Raw genomic sequence first — 20,534 nt, 5'->3', positions numbered from 1 at the left:
TCAGGCCGCGCTGAAGTTGCTGTTGCGCCGCACATTCACCAGCAGCGGGCTGCCGGTGGCGGGGTCCTGAATCAGGTCGCAGCTTACCCCGTAAAGGTCCTGCACAAGCTCCGGCGAGACAATCTCCGCGGGAGTGCCTTCCTCAATAATCTTCCCGGCTTTCATGGCCACCATGTGATCCGCATAGCGGCAGGCGCTGGCCAGGTCGTGCACCACCATGGCGATGGTCTTGCCTTGCCCGCTCAGGGTACGAATCAGTTCAAACACTTCAATCTGGTGGCCCAGGTCTAAAGCCGAGGTGGGTTCGTCCAGCAGCAGCAACGGCGTTTGCTGGGCTACCGCCATGGCAATCCAGGCCCGCTGGCGCTGTCCGCCCGAGAGGGTATCCAGCGCACGCTCCGCCAGGCCGGCAACGTCTGCCGCCTGTACTGCATGATCAAACGCCTGCTGATCGTCGTTTGACCACTGCTTCATCCAGCCCTGATGGGGCTGGCGGCCGAAACGTACCAGGTCGGCCACGGTCAGGCCTTCCGGGGCGGTGTTGTCCTGGGGGAGCAGCGCCAGTTTGCGGGCTACGTCTTTGGACGGCAGGCGGTGAATGTCCTTGCCGTCCAGCAGCACCGAGCCCTTTGCCGGTGCGTGGATGCGGGCCAGGCCGTTCAGCAGGGTGGATTTGCCGCAACCGTTGGGGCCGACAATGGCGGTCACCTTGCCGGTGGGCAGGGTCACGCTCAGGTTTTCGGCCACGGTGAACTGGCGATGGGCCAGGGTAATGCTGTCTGCCGCCAGGGTCGCGGTTTGTGCAGGGCTCATGTCAGGCTCCTTCGGGAAGGTTTCAGCAGAATCCACAGCAGGTAGGGGCTGCCAACAATGGCGGTAATGATGCCCACCGGAATTTCCAGTGGCGAAAACAGGGTGCGCCCTAGCAGGTCTGCTGCCACCATAAAAGTGGCTCCGGCCAGCGCCGAGGCCGTCAACGGAACCTTGCCGGGCCGGCAGATGGTTCGGGCCAGCTCCGGTGCCAGCAGGGCAATGAGCCCCACTGGGCCACACACCGAAACCGCGAGGCCGGTGAGCAACACCGACAGCGCCAGCCCCAGAATACGGGTGGCTTTCAGGCGGGTGCCCAGGGCGATCGCTACAGCATCGGAAAACTGCAGGGTATTCAGGGCCCGGCTGATCAACATCAGGATGGCATAGCCGGCGGCCAGGCCGATAGCCAGTACCAGCACGCTGTTGCCGGAGCGGGCATTCAGGCTGCCCACGGTCCACGGATAGGCGGCGTTGGCAGCGTCGATGGCCACCCGGCTGAGCATCACCTGGGTGACCGCGCCAGCGATGGCGCCAATGCCGATGCCGGCCACAATAAACCGGTAGCCCCGGGTGCCGTTGGCGCCGGCCAGGCCAAAGGCGATGGCAGTAGCGCAGGCGGCACCGGCCAGGGCCATGGCAGAGGGGGCCAGCGACAGGCCCACACCCACCACGGATGCTACGGCAAAGGCAGTGGCGGCGTTATCGATACCGATTATGCCCGGCGTGGCCAGGCGGTTCCGGGCCAGGGTCTGCATCAGGCAGCCGGCCATGGCCAGGGCTGCGCCGCTGAGCAGGCCGGCAACAACCCGGCTAAGACGCAGTTCATTGACGACAAAGGCGGTCATTGGGTCTGCGTTGCCCATGAGGGCCTGCAGAACATCCGGTGGTGGGACCTGAACGGTGCCCATCGATAGCGATGTGATCACCGCCAGTAGCAGCAAAACCAGCAGGCTGCTGTTGGCAAGGGTGGTGCGTTTATCCGGCATGATTAATCAGTAAACCTCAGGGTTACAGCGACGGCATACGGCCGGCACGAACAATGGCCAGCAGCACCGGGGCGCCGATCAGTGCGGTGACTACACCAAGGGGCAATTCCGCCGGGGCGGCTATCAGGCGTGAGACCACGTCTGCGGCCAGCACCACCGCCGGGCCCACCGGCACACACAGCCACAGGGTTTTGCGGATATCCGGCCCGGCAAAGGCCCGGGCAATAAAGGGCACCACCAGCCCGACAAAGATCAGCGGCCCGGCCAGGGCGGTGGCTGAACCCACCAGCAAAGCGACCGTGAGCACGATCAGGAACCGGATGCGCCCCGGATGATGCCCCAGGCCTACGGCCGCTTTTTCGCCCAGCGCCATGGCGGCGAGAGGCCGGGCAACGATAACGATAAGAATCAGTGCAGCCAGGATCGAGGGCAGGGTGGCTTGCAGCATGCTGAGCGGTTTGCCGGCGATGCTGCCGGTAATCCAGAAACGGATTTCATCAGCGGCACGTTGGTCCATCAGCATCAGCATGGAGGTAAGGGCCAGCAGCAGGCCGGTTAGAGTGGCACCGGCCAGAATCAGCCGGACCGGGTCGTTACCCAGCCCCTGTACACGAGTGGCCGCGATAACCAGTGCACAACCGGCCAGGGCGCCCAGCTGGGCAACGAAGCTGGTCAGGGTGGCGGTGCTGGCGCCAAACAGGATGGCCAGGGCCACGGCAAAGCCACTGCCGGCACTTACGCCCAACAGGCCCGGCTCGGCCAGAGGGTTGCGGGTCATCGACTGCAACAGTGCGCCGGCCAGGCCAAGCGCAAGGCCAGTCACCAGGCCGATGATGGTGCGTGGCAGCCGTAATTCGCTCACCACAAACCGGGCTTCTTCGCTGCCACTGCCGGCGAGCACCATAAAAGCTTTGCTGGCTGAGACCGGGCCCGCCCCGTAGAGCAGGCTGGCGATGATGATCAGAAACAACAAAAGCCCCGCCGCAATAAGCGGCAGGGAAAGAGCGCGAGACGCAACTGCGCTGGTTGGGGATAAAGCGTTCAAGGGCTCGGCCTTCAGGGCTGGATTGCGTTCACGGCAGCTTCGATATCATCCAGGATCGCAAGCGCGGCAAGGGGGCCAGTGGCGCTGGTCCAGAGCTGGCCGCTGACACCGATAACCTGGTCATTCTGCACCGCATTCAGCCGGGCAAAGGCCGGAGACTTGCGGGCGGCGTCCAGCGCCTTGTCGCCGTCTTCGTTCAGCGTGGCCAGGAACACCCAGCTCTGGTCCATGCTGGACAGGTTTTCCAGGCTCAGAGGCTCGCTGTGCGGGCGTCCTTCTTTCACCAGATCCTTGTCGGTCAGTTCAAAACCCACGGCCTGCAGCAGCGATGCGGAAAACAGGCCCTCAGCCATCACCAGCGGCCCCTGGGGCATCCAGCGTACCAGGGCGGCATCACGCTGACCGGCAGGGATCTTTGCAGAGACCACTTGCGCCACCTCGCTAATTCGCTCCTTCACCTGCCCGATTACCTTTTCAGCCTCGGCTTCGCGGCCCATGGCCTTTGCGAACAGCCGGGTTTCCCGTTCCCAGCTGTCTGGCTGGAACATGGGCACGTTGGAGGCAACCACCGGGGCAATACGGGACAGCAACGCCACCTGCTGCTGGTTAATGCGGGGCGGAGCCAGGATCAGGTCTGGCTGTGCGGCAATCACCGCTTCGATATTGGTTTCCGCCGGTGCGCCAACAATCGCGATGTCGCCGGCTTCAGATTTGATGTACTCGGCCACGTCGCTGCCGCCACGGGTAATGACTGCCCCCACGGCATTGGCATCAACCGCCAGCGCTGCATCCAGTGCGCCTTCGTACAGGGTGACCACCCGTTCCGGTTGGCCGCTGATCTGCACCGGGCCGTATGCGGATTCAACCGTACGGGTTTCGGCCATGGCCTGGCCGAGGCCGACAGAAGCCACGGTTACAGCGGCTAGGGTTTGAAATAGTGTGCTGCGAAGACGGTTTGATAAAGAGGACATACCGGAAATGCTCCGTGCCGGGGCGTTAGATAGTTTGCAATATAAAGTGGAAAAGAATGATAATGGTTCGCATTAATAATTTAAAGCCCTAAACCGGAACGGTCTGTTGCAAAATATGGAACGCGCTATGTACGACCTTGAAGAGCTGGAAGCCTTTGTCTCGGTAGTTCGCACCGGCAGCCTGACCGCCAGTACCCGGGATCTCGGTTGCCCGAAATCTACCCTCAGCCGCCGGATTCGCCAACTGGAAGAGGCAGTGGGTCAGCCGTTGCTGCTGCGCCAGTCCAGAAAGGTTGTACCGAACGACGCGGGGCGGGTGTTCTATCGATACAGCAACGACATTCTTGAGCTGGCCGCCCGGGGGCGGGAAGCCCTGGATGAACTGAAAGAGGAGGTCAGCGGCCGGCTGGAGCTGTGCTGCCATGAATCCTTGGTGCGCGGCTGGTTTGCCGGCGTGGTGGAAGCCTTCATGGACGAATACCCGGACATGCGGGTGGCGCTGCATACCCAGCAGCGGGTGCCGGAAAAACTGGATAACGGCATCTGCCTCTGGCTGGGCGCCGCGCCCGAATGCCCGTTGCGACAGGAGCGCCTGGGCCTGCTTGCCCAGAGTGTGTATGCCAGCCCCGGCTACCTGGAGCAGGCCGGTTTACCTGCAACGCCGGGAGAGCTCGGCCGGTATGCCTGGGTGGATATGCTAAACCGCCATGGCGGGGGAACGGTGCTGCACAATTCTGCCCAGGGGACCTATCCGCTATCCGCCCCGGAGCGACAGTTTACGGTTGACCAGTTCTGTGTTCAGGGCGATGCCATCGCCGCTGGCCGGGGCCTGGGGCTGATGCCGGACTGGCTGGTAGAACAGCGTATGCGCGCCCATCCCGGCAGTTTCCGCCGCTGCCTGCCAGATTGGCGTGGCCCGGACTTGCCGGTAACCCTGCTTTACCCCCACGGCCATCTGCCGCGCCGGGTGCGGGCTTTTATTGCCCATTTGAGAAGCTCGGTACCCATGGCCTGGCTGGCCGGCCCCTGCTTAGCGGAGGGCATTGTTCCGGATACTGGAACAGATCATATCAACAACTGAACCCTTGCCTTGTGTTAATGTAGTCGCAACTAATAATGATTCGCATCTGCATGGCGAGTATTTCGGTGATCTCCAGTGATGAACTGGCCAAGAAATCCTACAAAAGCATTGTCGATGCGGTGAATAACATTCCGGGTGTGTACGTTACCGGTGGTGGTGGGGCACAGGACATCAGCATCCGGGGCATGGAGGATAGCTACACGCTGTACCTGGTGGACGGTCGGCCGGTGTCTGCCGGCCGCTCGGTAAACACCAACGGCCAGGACGGTGGCAAGCAGATTGCCCTGCCGCCGATTTCAATGATCGAACGGGTGGAAGTGATCCGCGGGCCTATGTCTTCGCTCTATGGCTCTGAGGCCATGGGTGGCGTCATCAACATCATCACCCGTAAAAACCGGGGTGAGTGGGCTGGCACTGTTTCCTCCGAATACACCAAGTCCTTTAACGATGTGAGCAACGACAGCAAGCAAACCAGCCTGTTTGCCGGTGGTGCGTTGGTGGAAGGTTTGTTGAGTGCCGAGGTTAATGCGTCCTGGGCGGGTGACGATGAAAGCGATTTCGCCGGCGCCGACGATTCCGCCAGAAGTACCCCGGAAAGTAAGCGCACGATGGGCGGAGCCAAGCTGATTTTCACTCCGGATAACCAAAACGAATTTGCCCTAAGCTATGACAGCTCCCGCCTGGAAGAAACCAGCACCCCGGGCAAAAGCGTGGCCCTGGATGAAACCGGGTCAACCTACATCTACGACAAAGACGTTTATGTGCTCTCTCACGCCGGTAACTACGGTAACTGGATGACCAGGAGCTTTGTTCAGCACGATCTTTCCGAACGGGTGCAGGACCAGACCAAGAAAGAGCAGGTGTCGATGCTGGATACCCAGGCAACACGGTTCTGGGGTGATCACGTGGTTACCGTGGGTGGCCAGTACAAGCAGGAGAAGCTGACGGATGAAACCAACGGTTTGCTCACCTCCAATATCCCGGGTGCCGTGCGCAGTGTTGACCGCTGGATTGCCGCTGTTTACTCGGAAGTGGAGTGGGGCCTGACCGACGACTTCTCGGTGACCACCGGCCTGCGTTACAACGACGACGAACTGTTTGGCGGCGAGTTTTCGCCCCGGGTCTATGCGCTTTACGACCTGACGCCTGAGCTGACCCTGAAAGGCGGTGTGTCGACCGGCTATCGCCAGCCCGGACTGGCGGATGTCACGGAAGGGTTTGGCCGTGGCACCGGTGGCGCTGGCTCGCCTGCACCTCACCCCCGAGCGCTGATCATCGGCAACCCGGATCTCGACCCCGAGTTCAGCATCAGTTATGAAGCCGGCCTGGTCTTCGACAGCCGGGCCATGGGCCTGAATGCGAGCATGATGCTGTTCCAGACCGATTTCAAAGACAAGATTGCGGAAGATCGCTTCTGCGAATCCCCGAACGGTGACGGGGATGATCCGGGCACCTGGACCTGTAGTTTTCAGGGTAATGACTATCTGTTCCTGAGTACCCGGGCCAACATCGACGAAGCCGAAATGCGCGGTATCGAGCTGACGCTCGACTACGACCTGACCGATGCGGTAACCCTCAGTTCCAGCTACACCTACACCGATTCCGAGCAGAAAACCGGTGAGTTCAAGGGTGAGCCCCTGAACAAGGTTCCCGAACACATGGCCAACGCCAACCTGGACTGGCAGGCCAGCGGCCGCCTGAACCTGTGGTTCCAGACTAACTATCGTGGCGAAACCAGTGACTTCCTTGGCCGCAGAGATATGGAGAGCGGAACGCCGGGTTACACGCTGATGGATGTGGGCTTGTTGTACAGGCTGACGGATACCGCCCGGGTAACAGCGGGCCTGTACAACCTCGCCGATAAAGAAATTACCAACGATGACTATGGCGTGGTGCTGGATGGCCGCCGCCTGAACCTTGGCCTTGCGGTCGACTTCTAAGGAGAATTGCATGAACTCACTGAAACTCACCCTGGCCGGAGCCCTGGCAGGCCTTACACTCGCGGGCTGTGCAACCACCGCTTCGGTTACCGGCCCGACCGTGGTCAGCTACGACCACGGTGCCCTGGACACGCTGCTGGAGCTGGGGCTGGAAGATAAGGTCCTGGCCATTCCTCAGCAGGGGCTGCCGGACTACCTGGCTGATCTTGGGGCCAAACTGCCAGACGCCGGCAGCCTGAAAGAACCTGACCAGAAGCTGCTGGCAGACCTGCAACCGGGGCTGGTACTGATGACCGGTCGTCAGGGCGCCGATGCCCAGATTTCGGCAGCAAAGGTTGCCCCTGTGCGCGATGTAACCCTGGCCACAGGCGACTTCCGGGAGGCGGTAAACGCCAATGTAATCAACCTGGCGAGTTACTATGGCCTTAAAGAAACCGCAGGCCTCAAGCTGGGCGAGCTCTGGCAGCATGTGGGTGAACAGAAAGCGGAGCTGGCTGATGCCGGCACAGTTACCGTGGTTACCCACAACGATGGCAACTTTTCTTTGCGCAGCGAGCCCGCTGTTTATGAGCTGCTGGCGCTGACGCCGGCAATCGTTCCGGACTCTGTAGCGCCGGTTACGCGCGGCGAGCGCACCTTCTATCCGGTGAACGTCGAGACCCTGGCAGAGATGGCTCCGGATACCCTGCTGGTAGTGGATCGCAGCGCCGCGATCGGTGCTGAGCCGCTGCCGCAACAGGCACTGCAATCAGCCTTGAATGATGCCGGCGCCTCCACCCACGTTGTAGTGCTCAATCCCGGCCTTTGGTACCTCTCCGGCGGTGGCTTGCAGAGCGTACGCCTGCAGGTGGATGAGGTGGTTAACGCGGTGCGTTAACGTCTGTGCATTGAAAGCAAAAGGCTCGCTGGAGAGAACCAGCGGGCCTTTTTGTTCGAGGAAGTGCGGCCTTCAGGCCCGCTTAAAGCTCGCCAGCGCTACTGCAGCTGTCACGAACAGGCTACCGAATACGCGGTTCATCTGCCGCTGGCGTTTCGGTGTAGTCATAAACCGGAACAGCTGGCTTGCGAGCAGGGCGTAGCCCACCATCACCAGAATATCGACCAGGATGAGGGTTGCCCCCATGGTGGCCAACTGCTGCCCATGGGCCGCGCCGGCCACCAGGAATTGCGGGAACAGGGCGATTAGGAAAATCGTGGCTTTCGGGTTGGTTAGGTTCACCAGTGCGCCATTCCAGAACTGCTGGCGGGGGCTGAATCCGGACAGGTCTGCGCGGGTGGCCTCCACCGGTTGCTCCCGCCATTTCTGGATACCCAGCCAGATCAGATAGGCCACGCCAATCCACTTGATGACCATCAGGGCCGTGTTGGACGAAGCCACAATGGCACCCAGGCCTGCGCCCACCAGCACAATCTGTACGCCATATCCGAACTGCTGGCCGGCAATGGTGGGTAAGGACTTACGTACACCATAACGCAGGCCGCTGCTCATGGAGTTGACCGCGCCGGCACCGGGAGAAACACTGATCAGAAGGGCTGCGACCAGAAATGTGAGCCACACAGTGAGTGTCATTGCTTACGCTCGCGAAATTCAGGGGAGTGATATAATACGCGCCGTTAGAACCGAGCCAAACGAGGAGATACCGAGATGGCCAGAAAAAAGGCGAAAGCCACACAGCACAGTGCCGTGCAGCGGGAACTGAGAACCCCAAAATACCAGATGCGCGTGGTTGAAGACAAAACCAGGTACAAGCGCAGCCGGGACAAGGCTGTGCGGATGGAGGGCTTCCGCAAAGCCGCGTGAGCGTGGTTTTACGAAAGCCTTCCTTCTGCCTGCCGGCTCCCGGGATAACTGTCATAAAAGCTTCACAGTTGCTGTCATGGCGCCTGTTACCCTGTAATGTTTGGTAACAACGGATACAGCAGGAGCTCCCGTCCATGAGAATCATCGCCTTCTACAGCCCCAAAGGTGGCGTAGGCAAAACCGCCGCAGCCGTGAATACCGCTTATCTCGCCAGCCGCGCTAACATCAGCACACTGCTTTGGGATCTCGACCCGCAAGGGGCTGCCAGTTTTTACCTGGCCGGGGCGGAGATGGTCAAAGGCCGTAAGCTGTCTAAACTGCTGGAAGGCAAATCTCCCATTGCCCGGTTTATCCACGAAGATGTTTACCCCAACCTCGACTTCATTCCTGCCCACAGCAGCTTTCGCAACTTCGATATCAAGCTTGAGCATGAAGAAGGGCACAACGTACTGAAAGACCTGCTGGCTCCGCTGTCCGAAGACACCAGCCTGGTGGTTCTGGACTGCCCGCCCACACTCTCGCGCCTGACCGAACAGGTTCTGGAAATGGCCGATAAGGTTTACGTACCGGTGGTCCCTACCTGGTTGTCCCTCAACAGCTGGAATCAGTTACGGGAGTTTGTGAAAGACAAAAAGCTGGGTAACAAGAAACTCCGGCCATTTTTCTCCATGGTCGACCGTCGCAAGAACCTGCACCGGGAGATACTGGGTCAGTCTGCGGAGTTGCTTGGCACGCCGGTCAATGTGGCTGTTCCCTACGCAAGTGTTGTCGAGCGAATGGGAGAAGAGGGCAAGCCGCTGGAGCTTCTGGCATCGAATACGCCAGCGGCGGCGGAGTTTCGAAAGCTTTGGGAGAGTGTTCGAAAGGATCTTTGGGCTCGCTGACGCGGAAAATGTTAAAGTCGCCGGTCTTTCCCTGATATCCGGAGGCCCGATGACCGCCCTGAACACCCTGCAAATCGACACCGGCGACAATCCCGAAACCACCATCATCTGGTTGCACGGCCTGGGCGCCAGCGGCCACGATTTTGAGCCGGTGGTTCCGGAGTTCCGGTTCTCCCGCGAGAAGCCAGTCCGCTTTATTTTCCCCCACGCCCCCGAGTTGCCGGTAACCATCAACGGTGGTTACGTGATGCCAGCCTGGTACGACATCCTCGCCATGGACGTAGACCGAAAGGTGGATGCCGAACAACTGCGGGCCTCGGCGGCGATGGTGGCAGAGCTGATCCGGCAGGAGCGGGAGCGTGGCATTGCCAGCGAGAACATCATCCTTGGCGGCTTCTCGCAGGGCGGTGCGGTGGCCTATGAGCTGGCACTGAGCTATCCCGAGCGACTGGGTGGTCTGTTCGCCCTCTCCACCTATTTTGCCACCGCTGATTCTATCGGGCTGAGCGAGGCCAATCGCCAGCTTCCCATATTTATTGCCCACGGCCGGTTTGACCAGGTTGTTGCGGAACATCTTGGCCAGGCGGCTGCGCAGAAACTGCAGGAGCTGGGGTACGAGCCGGAGTATCACGCCTATGGGATGGAGCACAGCCTTTGCCTGGAAGAGGTTCGGGATCTGGATGTGTTTCTGGCCAAGCGGGTGGCGGGCGCAAAGTGACAGACCAGCCGGTTTCCAGACGATCTCCTTCACTCATCGGCGGCGCCAGCATCATCGCCAGCGTCTGCGTGGGCGCGGGTATGCTTGGCCTGCCAAGTTCCGGCGCCGGTGCATGGACGCTGTGGTCCAGCTTTGCCCTGATTCTCACCATGGTGGTGATGACGCTGTCCGGCTGGATGCTGCTGGAAGCCCTGAAGCATTATGACCTGAGGGCGTCGTTCAATACGGTCACCAAGTCCATGCTGGGGCCGCGGGTGAATATCTTCAGTAACCTGATGGTCTATTTTGTCGGCGGCATTCTGCTCTATGCCTACATTACATCGTCCGGGCTGATCATCCAGGGCGTGACTGGAGTCAGCAGCAAGCTGGCATCTGTGGCCTTTGTGGCGGTGTTTTCACTGGTGGTGTGGCACTCCACCCGGGCCGTGGACCGGCTTTCGGTGGTGCTGGTTACCTTCATGCTGCTGAGCTTTGTGTTGGGCGTATCCGGCCTCGCATCACGGATTGATTTCAGTGTGCTGTTCGACACCGTCAACCAGCATGGCCAGTACGCACCCTACGCGCTGGCCATGTTGCCGGTGGCTCTCACCTCTTTCGGTTACCACCACTCGGTTGCTTCCCTGCGAGCCTATTATGGGGAGGAGCGGAAGGCGCAGAAGGCTATTCTCGGCGGCACCTCCATTGCCTTGCTGTTTTACATCGCCTGGCTGGTGAGCATCTTCGGCAATCTGCCAAGGGCCGACTTCGGACCCGTTGTCGCCCGGGGCGGCGATGTCGACGTGCTGCTGGCGGCCTTGGGGTTTGCCATAGACTCCGAGCGGGTGGCCAATACCATCAGCGCCTTCTCTGCGGCGGCGATTCTGTCGTCCTTTGTGGGCGTGGGGCTGGGGACATTCGATTTCATGGCCGACCTCTTCGGTTTCGAAAACGACCGAAAGGGCCGCACCAAAACCTGGGCAATCACCTTCATCCCGCCGCTGCTGCTCTCTCTGATGGCACCCTTCGGCTTTGTCCTGGCCATCGGCTATGCCGGCGCAGCCGCTGCTGTCTGGGCCTGTATCATCCCGGCCCTGCTGGCCTGGAAATCAAGAGCACTTCAAGGTGGTAAAACGGGCTTTATGGCTCCGGGCGGGAAGGCGGCGATTGTGCTGGTTCTGTTGTTCGGAGTGGTGACGGTGCTGTTCCACTTTATGGGGCTGGCGGGGTGGTTGCCGGTGGCGCAGTTGGGGTGAGGGGCGTAGCCTTCAATACTTTTCGGGGTGCCAGGAGCTTTCACTCCGGGTTGTACAGCAACCCACCTGCCTGGAGCTGGATCTGACTGAGCGTGGATTGGGCGTGCGCAGCAAGCGCTACGCGATGATCGTCAACGACGGCAAGGTCGAGCTGCTCAATATCGATACCACGGGTATTGATACCAGCAGTGCGGAAACCATTCTGGCCGCCCTTTGACCTTCAATATCAAACCGCTGGAAGTTGGCTGCCAATAGGTTGGCCTATAGGGCTCGCTGTGCCAGAGCGTCGGCTTGTTGTTCCCTTGTCAAGATCCTCTCGCGCTTGCGGCTTCGTGAGAGGGCCTCTGAACCAAGATGTCCGTTGGTATGCCCAGCCCATGGTTCAGCCTGCGAATCATATTCAGGCTTAGAGGCCGAACGCCATTCAGCACTTCGCTCACTTTGGAAGCCGAACCGAAAAAGGGCACGAGATCCTTGTTCTTAAGCCCTTGTTGCTCCATACGGAAGCGGATAGCTGATACGGGGTCGGGAAGGTCAATGGGGAACTGGCGCTGTTCATACTGTTCGATCAGCATCGCCAGAACTTCCAGCTCGTCGGCTTCCCGGGAGCCCTCTTGTGGATCAGCCTCCATCAGTGCCATAAGGCGCTCCAGAGCAGCCTCGTGCTCCTCTGGAGTTTTGATGATTTTCAGATGGTCCATGATGCCGTTCCCTCAGAATGTTTTCTTGCTGTACTCAGCGTGTGTTCCAACCCACTCCACCACGACGATCCCGTTTTGATAGCGCACTTTGACCACCAGCCGAAAATGGTTGCCTTTGATATTGAAAATGACCCGGTTGTCCGCGAGAAAATCGGCGCTTGAGAATCGTTCCTTGATGTCTTTTGGCGTTTGCCAATCACCTCTTTCCGCTTCGGCAAACCAGGCTTCAAGGGCCTTGCGTGAGGAAGCGTGTTTGCGCATAAAGTCTGTCAGCTTGTTCCTGGCTAAGACCTTCATGGGATGAGAAAGTTCCTTTTTCGGGAATGCTACGTTATTTTCCCGAAATGGGAAAATAACGTCTGATTATAAAAAGCAAAGCGATTGGTCGTAATGCCTTCCCTTGCCACGGTAGATCATTCGCGCAACGCCCCTTCGACGATAGCTTCTGCAGACTGGCAGCGGGTGTCGCTGGCCAGGCTCAGAAGGATGTCTTCCTGACAGCTGTGTGAGAGTTTCGGGTAGAAAGTGCTGCGGGTTGTTGCTTGGTTTTGTGGAGAAGTGTCCCGTGAGTCCCCCATGGGGTGCCCCAGAAACGACAAAGCCCGCACAAGGCGGGCTAAGTCATTGAATTCATGGTGCCCGGAGGCGGAATCGAACCACCGACACGGGGATTTTCAATCCCCTGCTCTACCAACTGAGCTATCCGGGCGTGTTCAGCTATGTGCTGCAACGGGGCGCTATTAAACCGGTTTAGGGTTGGGGAGTCAAGGCCACTCCGCAAAAATTTTCTGAAACTTTTCCGGGTTGTTCAGGCCTTGATCAGTTCGTTCATTTTTCCGGCGGAACGAACCCTTCGGCCTGGTCGAACGGCTCGTTGTTGAAGAAGCGTTCCATCTGGGCCTGCAGGTATTTCCGGTTGTTCGGGTCCATCATGCTCAGGTGTTTTTCGTTGATCAGCATGGTTTGCTGGTTCTGCCATTCTTCCCAGGCGACTTTCGACACATTGTCGAAGATTTCCTGGCCTTTGGGCCCGGGCATGGGAGGCATGGCAAGGCCTTCCATTTCTTTCTGATACTTACGGCAGAAAACAGTGCGGCTCATGTCGGCTCCTGTGTTGGTGGACTGGGCGAATGATAACAGATCAGGGTGGGCTCAGAGCAGGGTAGCCTGTTCAGGCTCAGTCAGCAGGGTGCGAATGGGGGCGGGCAGGCCGAGGGTTAAGGCCTGGTCTCGGTGCACCCAGCGCTGGCTGTCGGCATCGGCCACTTTGGTGCTGCCGGTTACCGGCAGCTTTGCTGGCTGTATGTGCAGGTGATAGTGGCTGAAGGTGTGCCGGAAGCCGCCGATCAGTTGCGGGTCGCTGCAGGCCAGCCCCAGCTTCGTTTCACAGGCTTCCTGCAGTTCCTCTGCGCCATAGGCGGGGTCCAGTTCCGGCAGGCTCCACAGGCCGCCCCAGATGCCGCTGGGCGGGCGTCGTTCCAGCAGGATGCGGCCTTCGTTATCTTCCAGGATCAGCATCCAGGTGGTCTTTTCCGGTTTCTCTTTTTTCGGGTTGGAGCCTGGGTAGAGCTTGGTTTCGTTTCGGGCATAGGCCAGGCAGCCGTTGTTCACCGGGCAACTTTCACAGGCCGGCTTGCTGCGGGTGCATACCATGGCGCCCAGGTCCATGATGCCCTGGGTGTAGTCACGCACGCGCTCATTTGGAGTGTGTTGCTCGGCATGCTGCCAGAGCTGTTTCAGTACCGGGGTTTGCCCCGGCCAGCCGGGCACGGCGTGGTAACGGGCCAGAACGCGCTTTACGTTGCCGTCCAGGATAGCGGCGCGCTTGCCGAACGCCTGGGCAATAATGGCCGCAGCGGTGGAGCGGCCGATGCCGGTCAGGGTTTCCAGTGTTTCCTGGTCCTGCGGGAACTCGCCGCCATGCTCGTCCACCACTTGTTTGGCAGCCTTGTGCAGGTTACGGGCGCGGGCGTAGTAACCCAGGCCAGACCAGTGGCTGAGCACGTCGTCTACCGGTGCCGCAGCCAGTGTCTGCACATCCGGAAAACTGGCCATGAAGGCCTCGAAGTAGGGGATAACAGTAGCTACCTGGGTCTGCTGGAGCATGATCTCCGACACCCAGACCCGGTAAGCGTTGCGGTTATGGTGCCACGGCAGGTTGTGCCTGCCGTGGTTGTCGTACCAGTTCAGTAGCCGGTCGGCGAAGCTGTCGGTCATTGGCCAAACAGGCCTTTGAGGGCATCTTTCACTTTGCCGCCTTCTTCACCGAGTTTCTCCTGAAGCTTTTCGTTTACCTTGTCTTCGGCTTTCTGCTTGGCTTCGTCTACTTTTTCGGTCGCCTTGGCCTTGGCCCGGTCGATTTCTTCCTGGGCCTTGGCGCGGGCTGCGTTGGCTGCGATGTCCTTGATGGTGTCGCGGAAGCGGGAACCGTCGAACGAACACAGGCCGGCCGGGTCTTCGCTGAAGTTGCCGCGGCACTCCACGGGGATAACCACGTTCTCAACGTACTCGGTCACCCGGCAGGCTTCGTCGCGGTGGATTTCGCCGACGATGCGCAGGCCCAGTTCGTAGTCCAGGTTGGTCTGCTCAAGGTCAACCGTGCCGTTGCCTTCAAGGCGCATGCCGGCCAGGGCCGCAACCAGGTCGGTGTTGTTCAGGGTGTTGCCGTCAATCTTCAGGGTGCCACGCATGTCGTTGAACGGAGTGGTGGTGCCCCAGTCTGTGGTGGTCAGGGAGTCCTGGTTCACCAGGGCAATGCCCTGACAGGCCATGCGGGTCAGGTTCATTTTGCGGAACTGCCCTTCGGCCAGATTGAAGCTGATGTCGCCCTTGGCATTGTTGCGCAGGGCAGAGATGCGGTTGCCGTTGGTGTTTACTGCCAGTTTCAGGTTGGCGCCGCCAGAGAGCATGTCGACCTCGGCCAGCTGGGTCAGTAGTGGTAGCGTCTGCACCTTGCTGACGTCGGAGCGAATGTTCCACTTGGGATTGTCGCTGCGGGCGTCGATGGTCACGTTGGCGCCGAAGCTGCCCTCGTAAAGCTTGCCGCTGAACTCATCCACTTTCAGCAGGCCGTCTTTGGCGGTGGTGCTGGCTTTGATTTCGTTGATGGTCAGGTTGCTGACAATCAGTTCGCCCAGGCCGAAGTCGATGTCCAGCAGCAGGGTGCGCAGGGTTTCCAGTGGCAGCAGGTCAGTTTCCGGTTGGCTGGCTGCGGCGGTTTGCTGTGCAGGGCTATCAGATTCAGCGGCTGTCTCACTGGAGGCGGCTTCACCTTCTTCCGGCGTGGGTGGCAGGTAGCGGTCGGCATTGAGTTTGTCGCCGTTCAGGTCAAACACCAGCCCACCGGTGCCGAGGTTGTAGCTGCCGCCACCGTTGAAGGTGGTGTCGTCCAGGGTGATTTTCAGGTTGCTCAGGGCAACGGTGCCCGGCTCGCCGCCCAGGTTGGTGGACAGCGCGATGGCCTTCAGTACGTCCGGGTCTTCGGTTTCAATCGCGGGCTGGCCGAGGTTGCTCAGTAGTTGTTTCAGGGAAAACTCGGAAATGGCCAGCTTGCCATCAAGGGCAGGCATATCGCCGAAGCCTTTCACGTTCAGGTCCGTGCTCAGGCTCAGGTTGGCCAGGCTGGCGGTGAAGCCGCTCAGGGTGGCGGTTTCGTTCTCCAGGTTGGCGGCCAGTGAGCCACCAAGCTCGGCAGTGACCGATTTGCCCCCGAACGGTTCACCGTTCATGTCAAAAACGGCTTTAAGGCCGGACATGGCAAATTCGTTGAGGGCCTGGTTGGCTTTCAGTTGTGCGCTGATGCTGCCGTCTACCGCGAACTTCGGCTGGCTGGTTTCCACCTTGAAGCGGATATCCAGTGGGAACTCGGAGCCCAGGGTAATGTTGCTGGCGGTTACCGTGAAGTCTTCCAGGGTAACGGACTGGCCGGTGCTCTTGTCGTTGTAGTGAACGCTGGCGTTGCTGATTTCCACGTTCTCTACGTTGAAGTTCAGGGCTTCGCCGCGGGTTTCTTGTGCGGTGTCAGCGGTTTCTGTCGGCGCCGGTTCGGCGCTGGCACCGTCAGTTGCAGGCGCTTCCGAGCCATCTGCGCTCTTCTCCGGCATAATCCGCGCCCAGTTGCCTTCGCCTTGCTCGTTCACTTCCAGCCGCGCGTCCAGGCCGTTGAGCAGGAAGGTGTTCACCTGCGGCGACATGGCAATCAACGACCAGAAATCGATCTTGGCAATCAGCTGTTCCAGTGCCACGAAGCGTTCGCCTTCCAGTGTTGCCTCAACCTGGTTCAGCTCCAGCCCCAGCGGAATGAAAGACCAGCCGATGTCACCTTCAAGCTGTAACTGAAGGTTGGTGTTCTTCTCCACTGCGGCTTCAATCTGGGGCTTGTAATCGTTCGGGTTGATCACGGCGACGGCAATGGCGACCGCTGCAACCGCCAGTACAACCAGGGCGACAACAGCATAGAGCACATAGCGAACAGCTTTCATGGCGAGTTCCTTTTCTTTCCGGCAGGTTGGGTTGCTGCCGTATTACGAATGAATTACCCAAAGGATAACGCAGGGTTAGCAAATTAACAGTGCAGGAATATGACAATGCGTTAGTCTTGGGTCAAAATACACCCCGTTAAAAACCGGGGTTGTCCCGGTGTGCGCAAACAAGCATACGCAAATAAGCATAAAAAGGAGTCGGCTGTGGCCATTACTGTATCGATTGAGCTGAACCGGGAACTCGAGATTCCGGCAGGCTATGATGACGTTTTCGATCTTCTGGCAGACGTTCCCCGTTCTGTCAGCCACTTCCCGAAAGTCGACAAGCTGGTTGATCTTGGTGGCAATGCCTACCGCTGGGAAATGGAAAAGGTGGGTGTTGATAAGCACGCCATCCAGACCGTATACGCCTGCACCTACCACCCGGATAAAGAGGCCGGAAAAATCACCTGGGATCCGGTAAAAGGCGAGGGCAATGCCGAAGTCAGCGGCGCCTGGACCATCACCGCCAATGGCGACAACGCCACCAAGGTGCGCTTCCAGACCAGTGCCCAGCTGACCGTCCCCCTGCCCAGCCTGCTCAAGCTGGCGATAAGCCCGGTGATCAAGCACGAGTTCAACAGCCTGGTAGACACCTACATGGCTAACCTGAAGAAAGCGTTCTGAGCTATCAGGGCGATTGATCCGGTTGCGGGACTCCGGCTGTGTTAACGGGTATAATCTGCGAATCTGATTTTTACAGTAGCAAGCCTGTTTTCTAGACGGAGTCTCCATGGCTGAACGCAAGGCTCGGGTAGAGCGAAATACCCTTGAAACCCAGATTACCGTCGAGATCAATCTCGATGGCACCGGCAAAGCCTGCTTTGACACCGGTGTGCCCTTCCTTGACCACATGATGGACCAGATTGCCCGCCACGGCCTGGTAGACCTGGACATCACCTGTAAGGGCGACCTCCACATCGACGACCACCACACCGTGGAAGACATCGGCATCACCCTCGGCCAGGCGTTCAAGCAGGCGGTGGGCGACAAGAAAGGCATCCGCCGTTACGGCCACGCCTACGTGCCCCTGGATGAAGCCCTGTCCCGCGTGGTGATCGACCTCTCCGGCCGTCCGGGCCTGAGCATGGACGTACCCTACACCCGCGCCAGCGTCGGCGGGTTTGATGTCGACCTGTTCGAAGAATTCTTCCACGGCTTCGTCAACCACTCCATGGTGACCCTGCACATCGACAACCTGAAGGGCAAGAACACCCATCACCAGATCGAAACCGTGTTCAAAGCCTTCGGCCGCGCACTGCGCATGGCGATTGAAATGGACGAGCGCATGGCGGGTATCACCCCGTCCACCAAAGGCGCCCTGTAACCGGTCACCGATAGGAACAGAACCACCATGAAGACCGTCGCCATCATCGACTACGGCATGGGGAACCTGCACTCCGCCCGCAAAGCCGTAGAGCACGTGGCCCCGGACTGCACCGTACTGGTCACAGACGATGCCGCCAAAATCCGCGAAGCCGACCGGGTAATCCTGCCCGGCGTCGGCGCCATCCGCGATTGCATGGCCGAAATGCACCGCCTGGGTGTGGTTGAACTTGTTAAAGAAGTCTCCCAGGACCGCCCGTTTCTCGGCATCTGCGTTGGCATGCAGGCCCTGATGGCCCGCAGCGAAGAAAACGGCGGCGTGGAAGGTATCGGCCTGTTCCCGTCCGAAGTCCGTTACTTCGGCGACAACCTCAACGAAAACGGCGAACGCCTGAAAGTGCCCCACATGGGTTGGAACCAGGTGTACCAAACCGCAGACCACCCGCTCTGGCACAACATCCCGGACGGCGACCGTTTCTACTTCGTGCACAGCTACTACGCCGAAGCCGACGGCAACGCCGACATGGCCGGCCGCACCCGTTATGGTGTCGACCTGGCGGCAGCGGTGGCTCGCGACAACATCTTTGCAGTGCAGTTCCACCCGGAAAAAAGCGCCCGGGCGGGCCTGCAGTTGCTGGAAAACTTTACGAACTGGACTGGAAAGTAAGCGGGCAAGCACTTAATAGCGCTCTGGGGTAGGGAGGCCTTTCAGGGACTGTCTGCAGCAGGGATGCTGCAGTCAAGCGTACAGGGATGTATTCACAGCGTGTCCCTGATAGGCCTCCCTGCTCCAGAGTGCGAGCGCCAAACTCCTTGCCCGACTTTCTGAATAGGAAGAGCAAAATGCTGATTATCCCCGCTATCGACCTGAAAGACGGCAAATGCGTAAGACTGCGCCAGGGCCGCATGGAAGACTCCACCGTATTCGGTGACGACCCGGTGGACATGGCCACCAAGTGGGTCAACGCCGGCGCCCGCCGCCTGCACCTGGTCGACCTCAATGGCGCCTTCGCCGGCGAACCGGTAAACGGTGAAATCGTAAAGGCGATTGCAGTCAAATACCCGAACCTGCCCATCCAGATCGGCGGCGGCATCCGCTCCGCGGAAACCATCGAAGCCTACCTCAAGGCCGGCGTGCAGTGGGTCATCATCGGCACCAAAGCCGTTAAAGAGCCGGAATTCGTCACGCAAATGTGCCAAGAATTCCCCGGCCACATCATCGTCGGCCTGGACGCCAAAGACGGCCGCGTAGCCACCGACGGCTGGGCTGAAGTCTCTGAAGTCATGGCCGTAGACCTAGCCAAGCGCTTCGCCAACGACGGCGTATCCTCCATTGTGTACACCGACATCGCCCGCGATGGCATGATGCAGGGCGTTAACGTGGAAGCCACCGCCAAACTGGCAGAAGAGGGCGGTATCCCCGTAATTGCCTCCGGCGGCGTCACCAACATGGACGACCTCAAGCGCCTGGCCACCGTCGCCGACAAAGGCGTCATCGGTGCCATCACCGGCCGTGCCATCTACGAAGGCACCCTGGATGTAGCCGAAGCGCAAGCCTACTGCGACAGCCTGCAAAACTGAGGACAGATCATGGCACTGGCAAAACGCATCATCCCCTGCCTGGACGTCGACAAAGGCCGCGTGGTCAAGGGCGTCAACTTCGTGGACATCCGCGATGCCGGCGATCCGGTGGAAGTGGCGCGCCGCTACAACGAACAGGGCGCAGACGAAATCACCTTCCTGGACATCACTGCCAGCAGTGAAAGCCGCGACACTACCTACGAAACCGTCGAGCGTATGGCGGCGGAAGTGTTTATCCCGCTAACCGTGGGCGGTGGCGTGCGCACCGTAGATGACATCCGCAAGCTGCTGAATGCCGGCGCAGATAAGGTGTCGATCAACACCGCGGCGGTCTTCAACCCGGAATTCGTGAAAGAAGCAGCGGAACGATTCGGTCGCCAGTGCATTGTGGTTGCTATCGATGCCAAGCAGGTAAGCGCAGAAGGCGAAGAGCCCCGCTGGGAAATCTTCACCCACGGCGGCCGCAAGCCTACCGGTCTGGATGCCGTGGAATGGGCGAAGAAGATGGTGGACATGGGCGCCGGCGAACTGCTGCTGACCAGCATGGACCGCGACGGCACCAAGATCGGCTTCGACCTGGGCCTGACCCGCGCCATCAGCGATGCGGTGGCGGTTCCGGTAATTGCTTCAGGCGGGGTGGGCGAGCTGCAGCACCTGGCGGATGGCGTAACCAAAGGCGGCGCCGATGCGGTGCTGGCCGCCTCCATCTTCCACTTCGGCCAGCATACCATTCCCGAAGCCAAGGCGTTTATGAAGGCGCAGGGCATCGAAGTTCGGGACTGAAAAGATTTTTTTGCCACGAAATCCACGAAAAAACACGAACAAAGATTAACGACTGAATAACTAGAATTTCTTTGTCTTTAATTTCGTGTTCTTTCGTGGATTTCGTGGCCAAAGAGTCCTTATCTTTTGCTTTTTTCCGTGTCCTTCCGAGA

General features: G+C 59.6%; 23 protein-coding genes and 1 tRNA gene. 12 read left to right on the top strand and 12 right to left on the bottom strand.

Going from position 1 to position 20,534, the window contains the following annotated elements; all coding sequences use genetic code 11:
• The 4 genes from B2589_RS07905 to B2589_RS07890 form a co-directional block, all read right to left on the bottom strand.
• Positions 1-813, bottom strand: a complete 813-nt coding sequence (locus tag B2589_RS07905) for an ABC transporter ATP-binding protein (protein ID WP_199457054.1) — start codon at positions 811-813, stop codon at positions 1-3.
• The gene (locus B2589_RS07900) at positions 810-1,799 is read right to left on the bottom strand and encodes a FecCD family ABC transporter permease (RefSeq protein WP_058341762.1); all 990 of its coding nucleotides are present in this window, start codon (positions 1,797-1,799) and stop codon (positions 810-812) included. Before B2589_RS07900 ends, B2589_RS07905 begins: the two co-directional genes overlap by 4 nt.
• A gap of 22 nt (positions 1,800-1,821) precedes the next feature.
• The gene (locus tag B2589_RS07895; RefSeq protein ID WP_286816183.1) at positions 1,822-2,772 is read right to left on the bottom strand and encodes a FecCD family ABC transporter permease; all 951 of its coding nucleotides are present in this window, start codon (positions 2,770-2,772) and stop codon (positions 1,822-1,824) included.
• Positions 2,773-2,855: 83 nt separating this feature from the next.
• A complete protein-coding gene (locus tag B2589_RS07890) occupies positions 2,856-3,815 on the bottom strand; it encodes an ABC transporter substrate-binding protein (RefSeq protein ID WP_199457053.1) in 960 nt (319 codons plus the stop codon).
• A 127-nt stretch (positions 3,816-3,942) separates the two neighbouring features.
• Between B2589_RS07890 and B2589_RS07885 the strand changes: the two genes are divergently transcribed.
• From B2589_RS07885 to B2589_RS07875, 3 genes are read left to right on the top strand one after another with little or no spacing between them, the layout of a single operon-like run.
• Positions 3,943-4,896 (top strand): LysR family transcriptional regulator, encoded by a 954-nt coding sequence (locus B2589_RS07885; protein WP_199457052.1) that lies wholly within the window; start codon positions 3,943-3,945, stop codon positions 4,894-4,896.
• 50 nt (positions 4,897-4,946) lie between these two features.
• The gene (locus B2589_RS07880; protein WP_286816182.1) at positions 4,947-6,836 is read left to right on the top strand and encodes a TonB-dependent receptor domain-containing protein; all 1,890 of its coding nucleotides are present in this window, start codon (positions 4,947-4,949) and stop codon (positions 6,834-6,836) included.
• A gap of 10 nt (positions 6,837-6,846) precedes the next feature.
• The gene (locus B2589_RS07875; RefSeq protein WP_199457051.1) at positions 6,847-7,713 is read left to right on the top strand and encodes an ABC transporter substrate-binding protein; all 867 of its coding nucleotides are present in this window, start codon (positions 6,847-6,849) and stop codon (positions 7,711-7,713) included.
• Between the two features lie 72 nt (positions 7,714-7,785).
• On the opposite strand, the gene rhtB is transcribed toward B2589_RS07875, so the two are convergent.
• Complete coding sequence (gene rhtB, locus B2589_RS07870; protein WP_036219039.1) at positions 7,786-8,406, bottom strand: homoserine/homoserine lactone efflux protein; 621 nt, start codon at positions 8,404-8,406, stop codon at positions 7,786-7,788.
• Between the two features lie 75 nt (positions 8,407-8,481).
• On the opposite strand from rhtB, the gene B2589_RS07865 reads away from it, so the two are divergent.
• From B2589_RS07865 to B2589_RS07850, 4 genes are all read left to right on the top strand, one after another.
• Positions 8,482-8,637 (top strand): hypothetical protein, encoded by a 156-nt coding sequence (locus B2589_RS07865; RefSeq protein WP_286816181.1) that lies wholly within the window; start codon positions 8,482-8,484, stop codon positions 8,635-8,637.
• Positions 8,638-8,771: 134 nt separating this feature from the next.
• Entirely contained in the window at positions 8,772-9,521 is a 750-nt protein-coding gene (locus B2589_RS07860; protein WP_199457049.1) for a ParA family protein, read from the top strand.
• Positions 9,522-9,570: 49 nt separating this feature from the next.
• Positions 9,571-10,239: an alpha/beta hydrolase gene (locus tag B2589_RS07855; protein WP_286816180.1), complete on the top strand. Its 669-nt coding sequence runs from the start codon at positions 9,571-9,573 to the stop codon at positions 10,237-10,239.
• Positions 10,236-11,471 carry an aromatic amino acid transporter gene (locus B2589_RS07850; RefSeq protein ID WP_286816179.1) on the top strand — a complete coding sequence of 412 codons (1,236 nt, stop codon included), beginning with the start codon at positions 10,236-10,238 and terminating at the stop codon, positions 11,469-11,471. Before B2589_RS07855 ends, B2589_RS07850 begins: the two co-directional genes overlap by 4 nt.
• Positions 11,472-11,776: 305 nt before the next feature.
• On the opposite strand, the gene B2589_RS07845 is transcribed toward B2589_RS07850, so the two are convergent.
• From B2589_RS07845 to B2589_RS07815, 7 genes are all read right to left on the bottom strand, one after another.
• On the bottom strand, positions 11,777-12,172 hold the full coding sequence (locus B2589_RS07845) for a helix-turn-helix domain-containing protein (RefSeq protein ID WP_286816178.1): 396 nt from the start codon (positions 12,170-12,172) through the stop codon (positions 11,777-11,779).
• A gap of 12 nt (positions 12,173-12,184) precedes the next feature.
• Entirely contained in the window at positions 12,185-12,469 is a 285-nt protein-coding gene (locus tag B2589_RS07840) for a type II toxin-antitoxin system HigB family toxin (protein WP_022988141.1), read from the bottom strand.
• A gap of 116 nt (positions 12,470-12,585) precedes the next feature.
• On the bottom strand, positions 12,586-12,750 hold the full coding sequence (locus B2589_RS07835; protein WP_286816177.1) for a hypothetical protein: 165 nt from the start codon (positions 12,748-12,750) through the stop codon (positions 12,586-12,588).
• A 55-nt stretch (positions 12,751-12,805) separates the two neighbouring features.
• Positions 12,806-12,881: transfer RNA gene (locus B2589_RS07830), tRNA-Phe, on the bottom strand.
• A 119-nt stretch (positions 12,882-13,000) separates the two neighbouring features.
• Complete coding sequence (locus tag B2589_RS07825; protein ID WP_022989269.1) at positions 13,001-13,273, bottom strand: oxidative damage protection protein; 273 nt, start codon at positions 13,271-13,273, stop codon at positions 13,001-13,003.
• A gap of 51 nt (positions 13,274-13,324) precedes the next feature.
• The gene (mutY, locus tag B2589_RS07820) at positions 13,325-14,389 is read right to left on the bottom strand and encodes an A/G-specific adenine glycosylase (RefSeq protein ID WP_286816176.1); all 1,065 of its coding nucleotides are present in this window, start codon (positions 14,387-14,389) and stop codon (positions 13,325-13,327) included.
• Positions 14,386-16,653 (bottom strand): AsmA family protein, encoded by a 2,268-nt coding sequence (locus B2589_RS07815; protein ID WP_286816175.1) that lies wholly within the window; start codon positions 16,651-16,653, stop codon positions 14,386-14,388. The genes mutY and B2589_RS07815 overlap by 4 nt, the downstream gene beginning before the upstream one ends.
• Before the next feature lie 204 nt (positions 16,654-16,857).
• Here B2589_RS07815 and B2589_RS07810 point away from each other — a divergent pair, with 204 nt between their 5' ends.
• The 5 genes from B2589_RS07810 (at position 16,858) to hisF (ending at position 20,382) form a co-directional block, all read left to right on the top strand.
• The gene (locus tag B2589_RS07810) at positions 16,858-17,319 is read left to right on the top strand and encodes an SRPBCC family protein (protein WP_022989272.1); all 462 of its coding nucleotides are present in this window, start codon (positions 16,858-16,860) and stop codon (positions 17,317-17,319) included.
• Between the two features lie 106 nt (positions 17,320-17,425).
• Positions 17,426-18,019 (top strand): imidazoleglycerol-phosphate dehydratase HisB, encoded by a 594-nt coding sequence (gene hisB, locus B2589_RS07805; protein WP_273132850.1) that lies wholly within the window; start codon positions 17,426-17,428, stop codon positions 18,017-18,019.
• Between the two features lie 27 nt (positions 18,020-18,046).
• Positions 18,047-18,685, top strand: coding sequence for an imidazole glycerol phosphate synthase subunit HisH (gene hisH, locus B2589_RS07800; protein ID WP_286816174.1), 639 nt, complete (start codon positions 18,047-18,049; stop codon positions 18,683-18,685).
• A gap of 176 nt (positions 18,686-18,861) precedes the next feature.
• On the top strand, positions 18,862-19,599 hold the full coding sequence (hisA, locus tag B2589_RS07795; protein ID WP_199456523.1) for a 1-(5-phosphoribosyl)-5-[(5-phosphoribosylamino)methylideneamino]imidazole-4-carboxamide isomerase: 738 nt from the start codon (positions 18,862-18,864) through the stop codon (positions 19,597-19,599).
• 9 nt (positions 19,600-19,608) lie between these two features.
• Entirely contained in the window at positions 19,609-20,382 is a 774-nt protein-coding gene (gene hisF / locus B2589_RS07790) for an imidazole glycerol phosphate synthase subunit HisF (protein ID WP_022989276.1), read from the top strand.
• Positions 20,383-20,534 lie beyond the last annotated feature (152 nt).

Origin of the sequence: Marinobacter sp. UBA3607, from assembly GCF_002375525.1 — a bacterium.
In the GTDB taxonomy this organism is placed as follows: domain Bacteria; phylum Pseudomonadota; class Gammaproteobacteria; order Pseudomonadales; family Oleiphilaceae; genus Marinobacter; species Marinobacter vinifirmus.
Note: the sequence above shows the minus strand (reverse complement) of the source record. Positions and strands in the feature narration are given on the sequence as shown.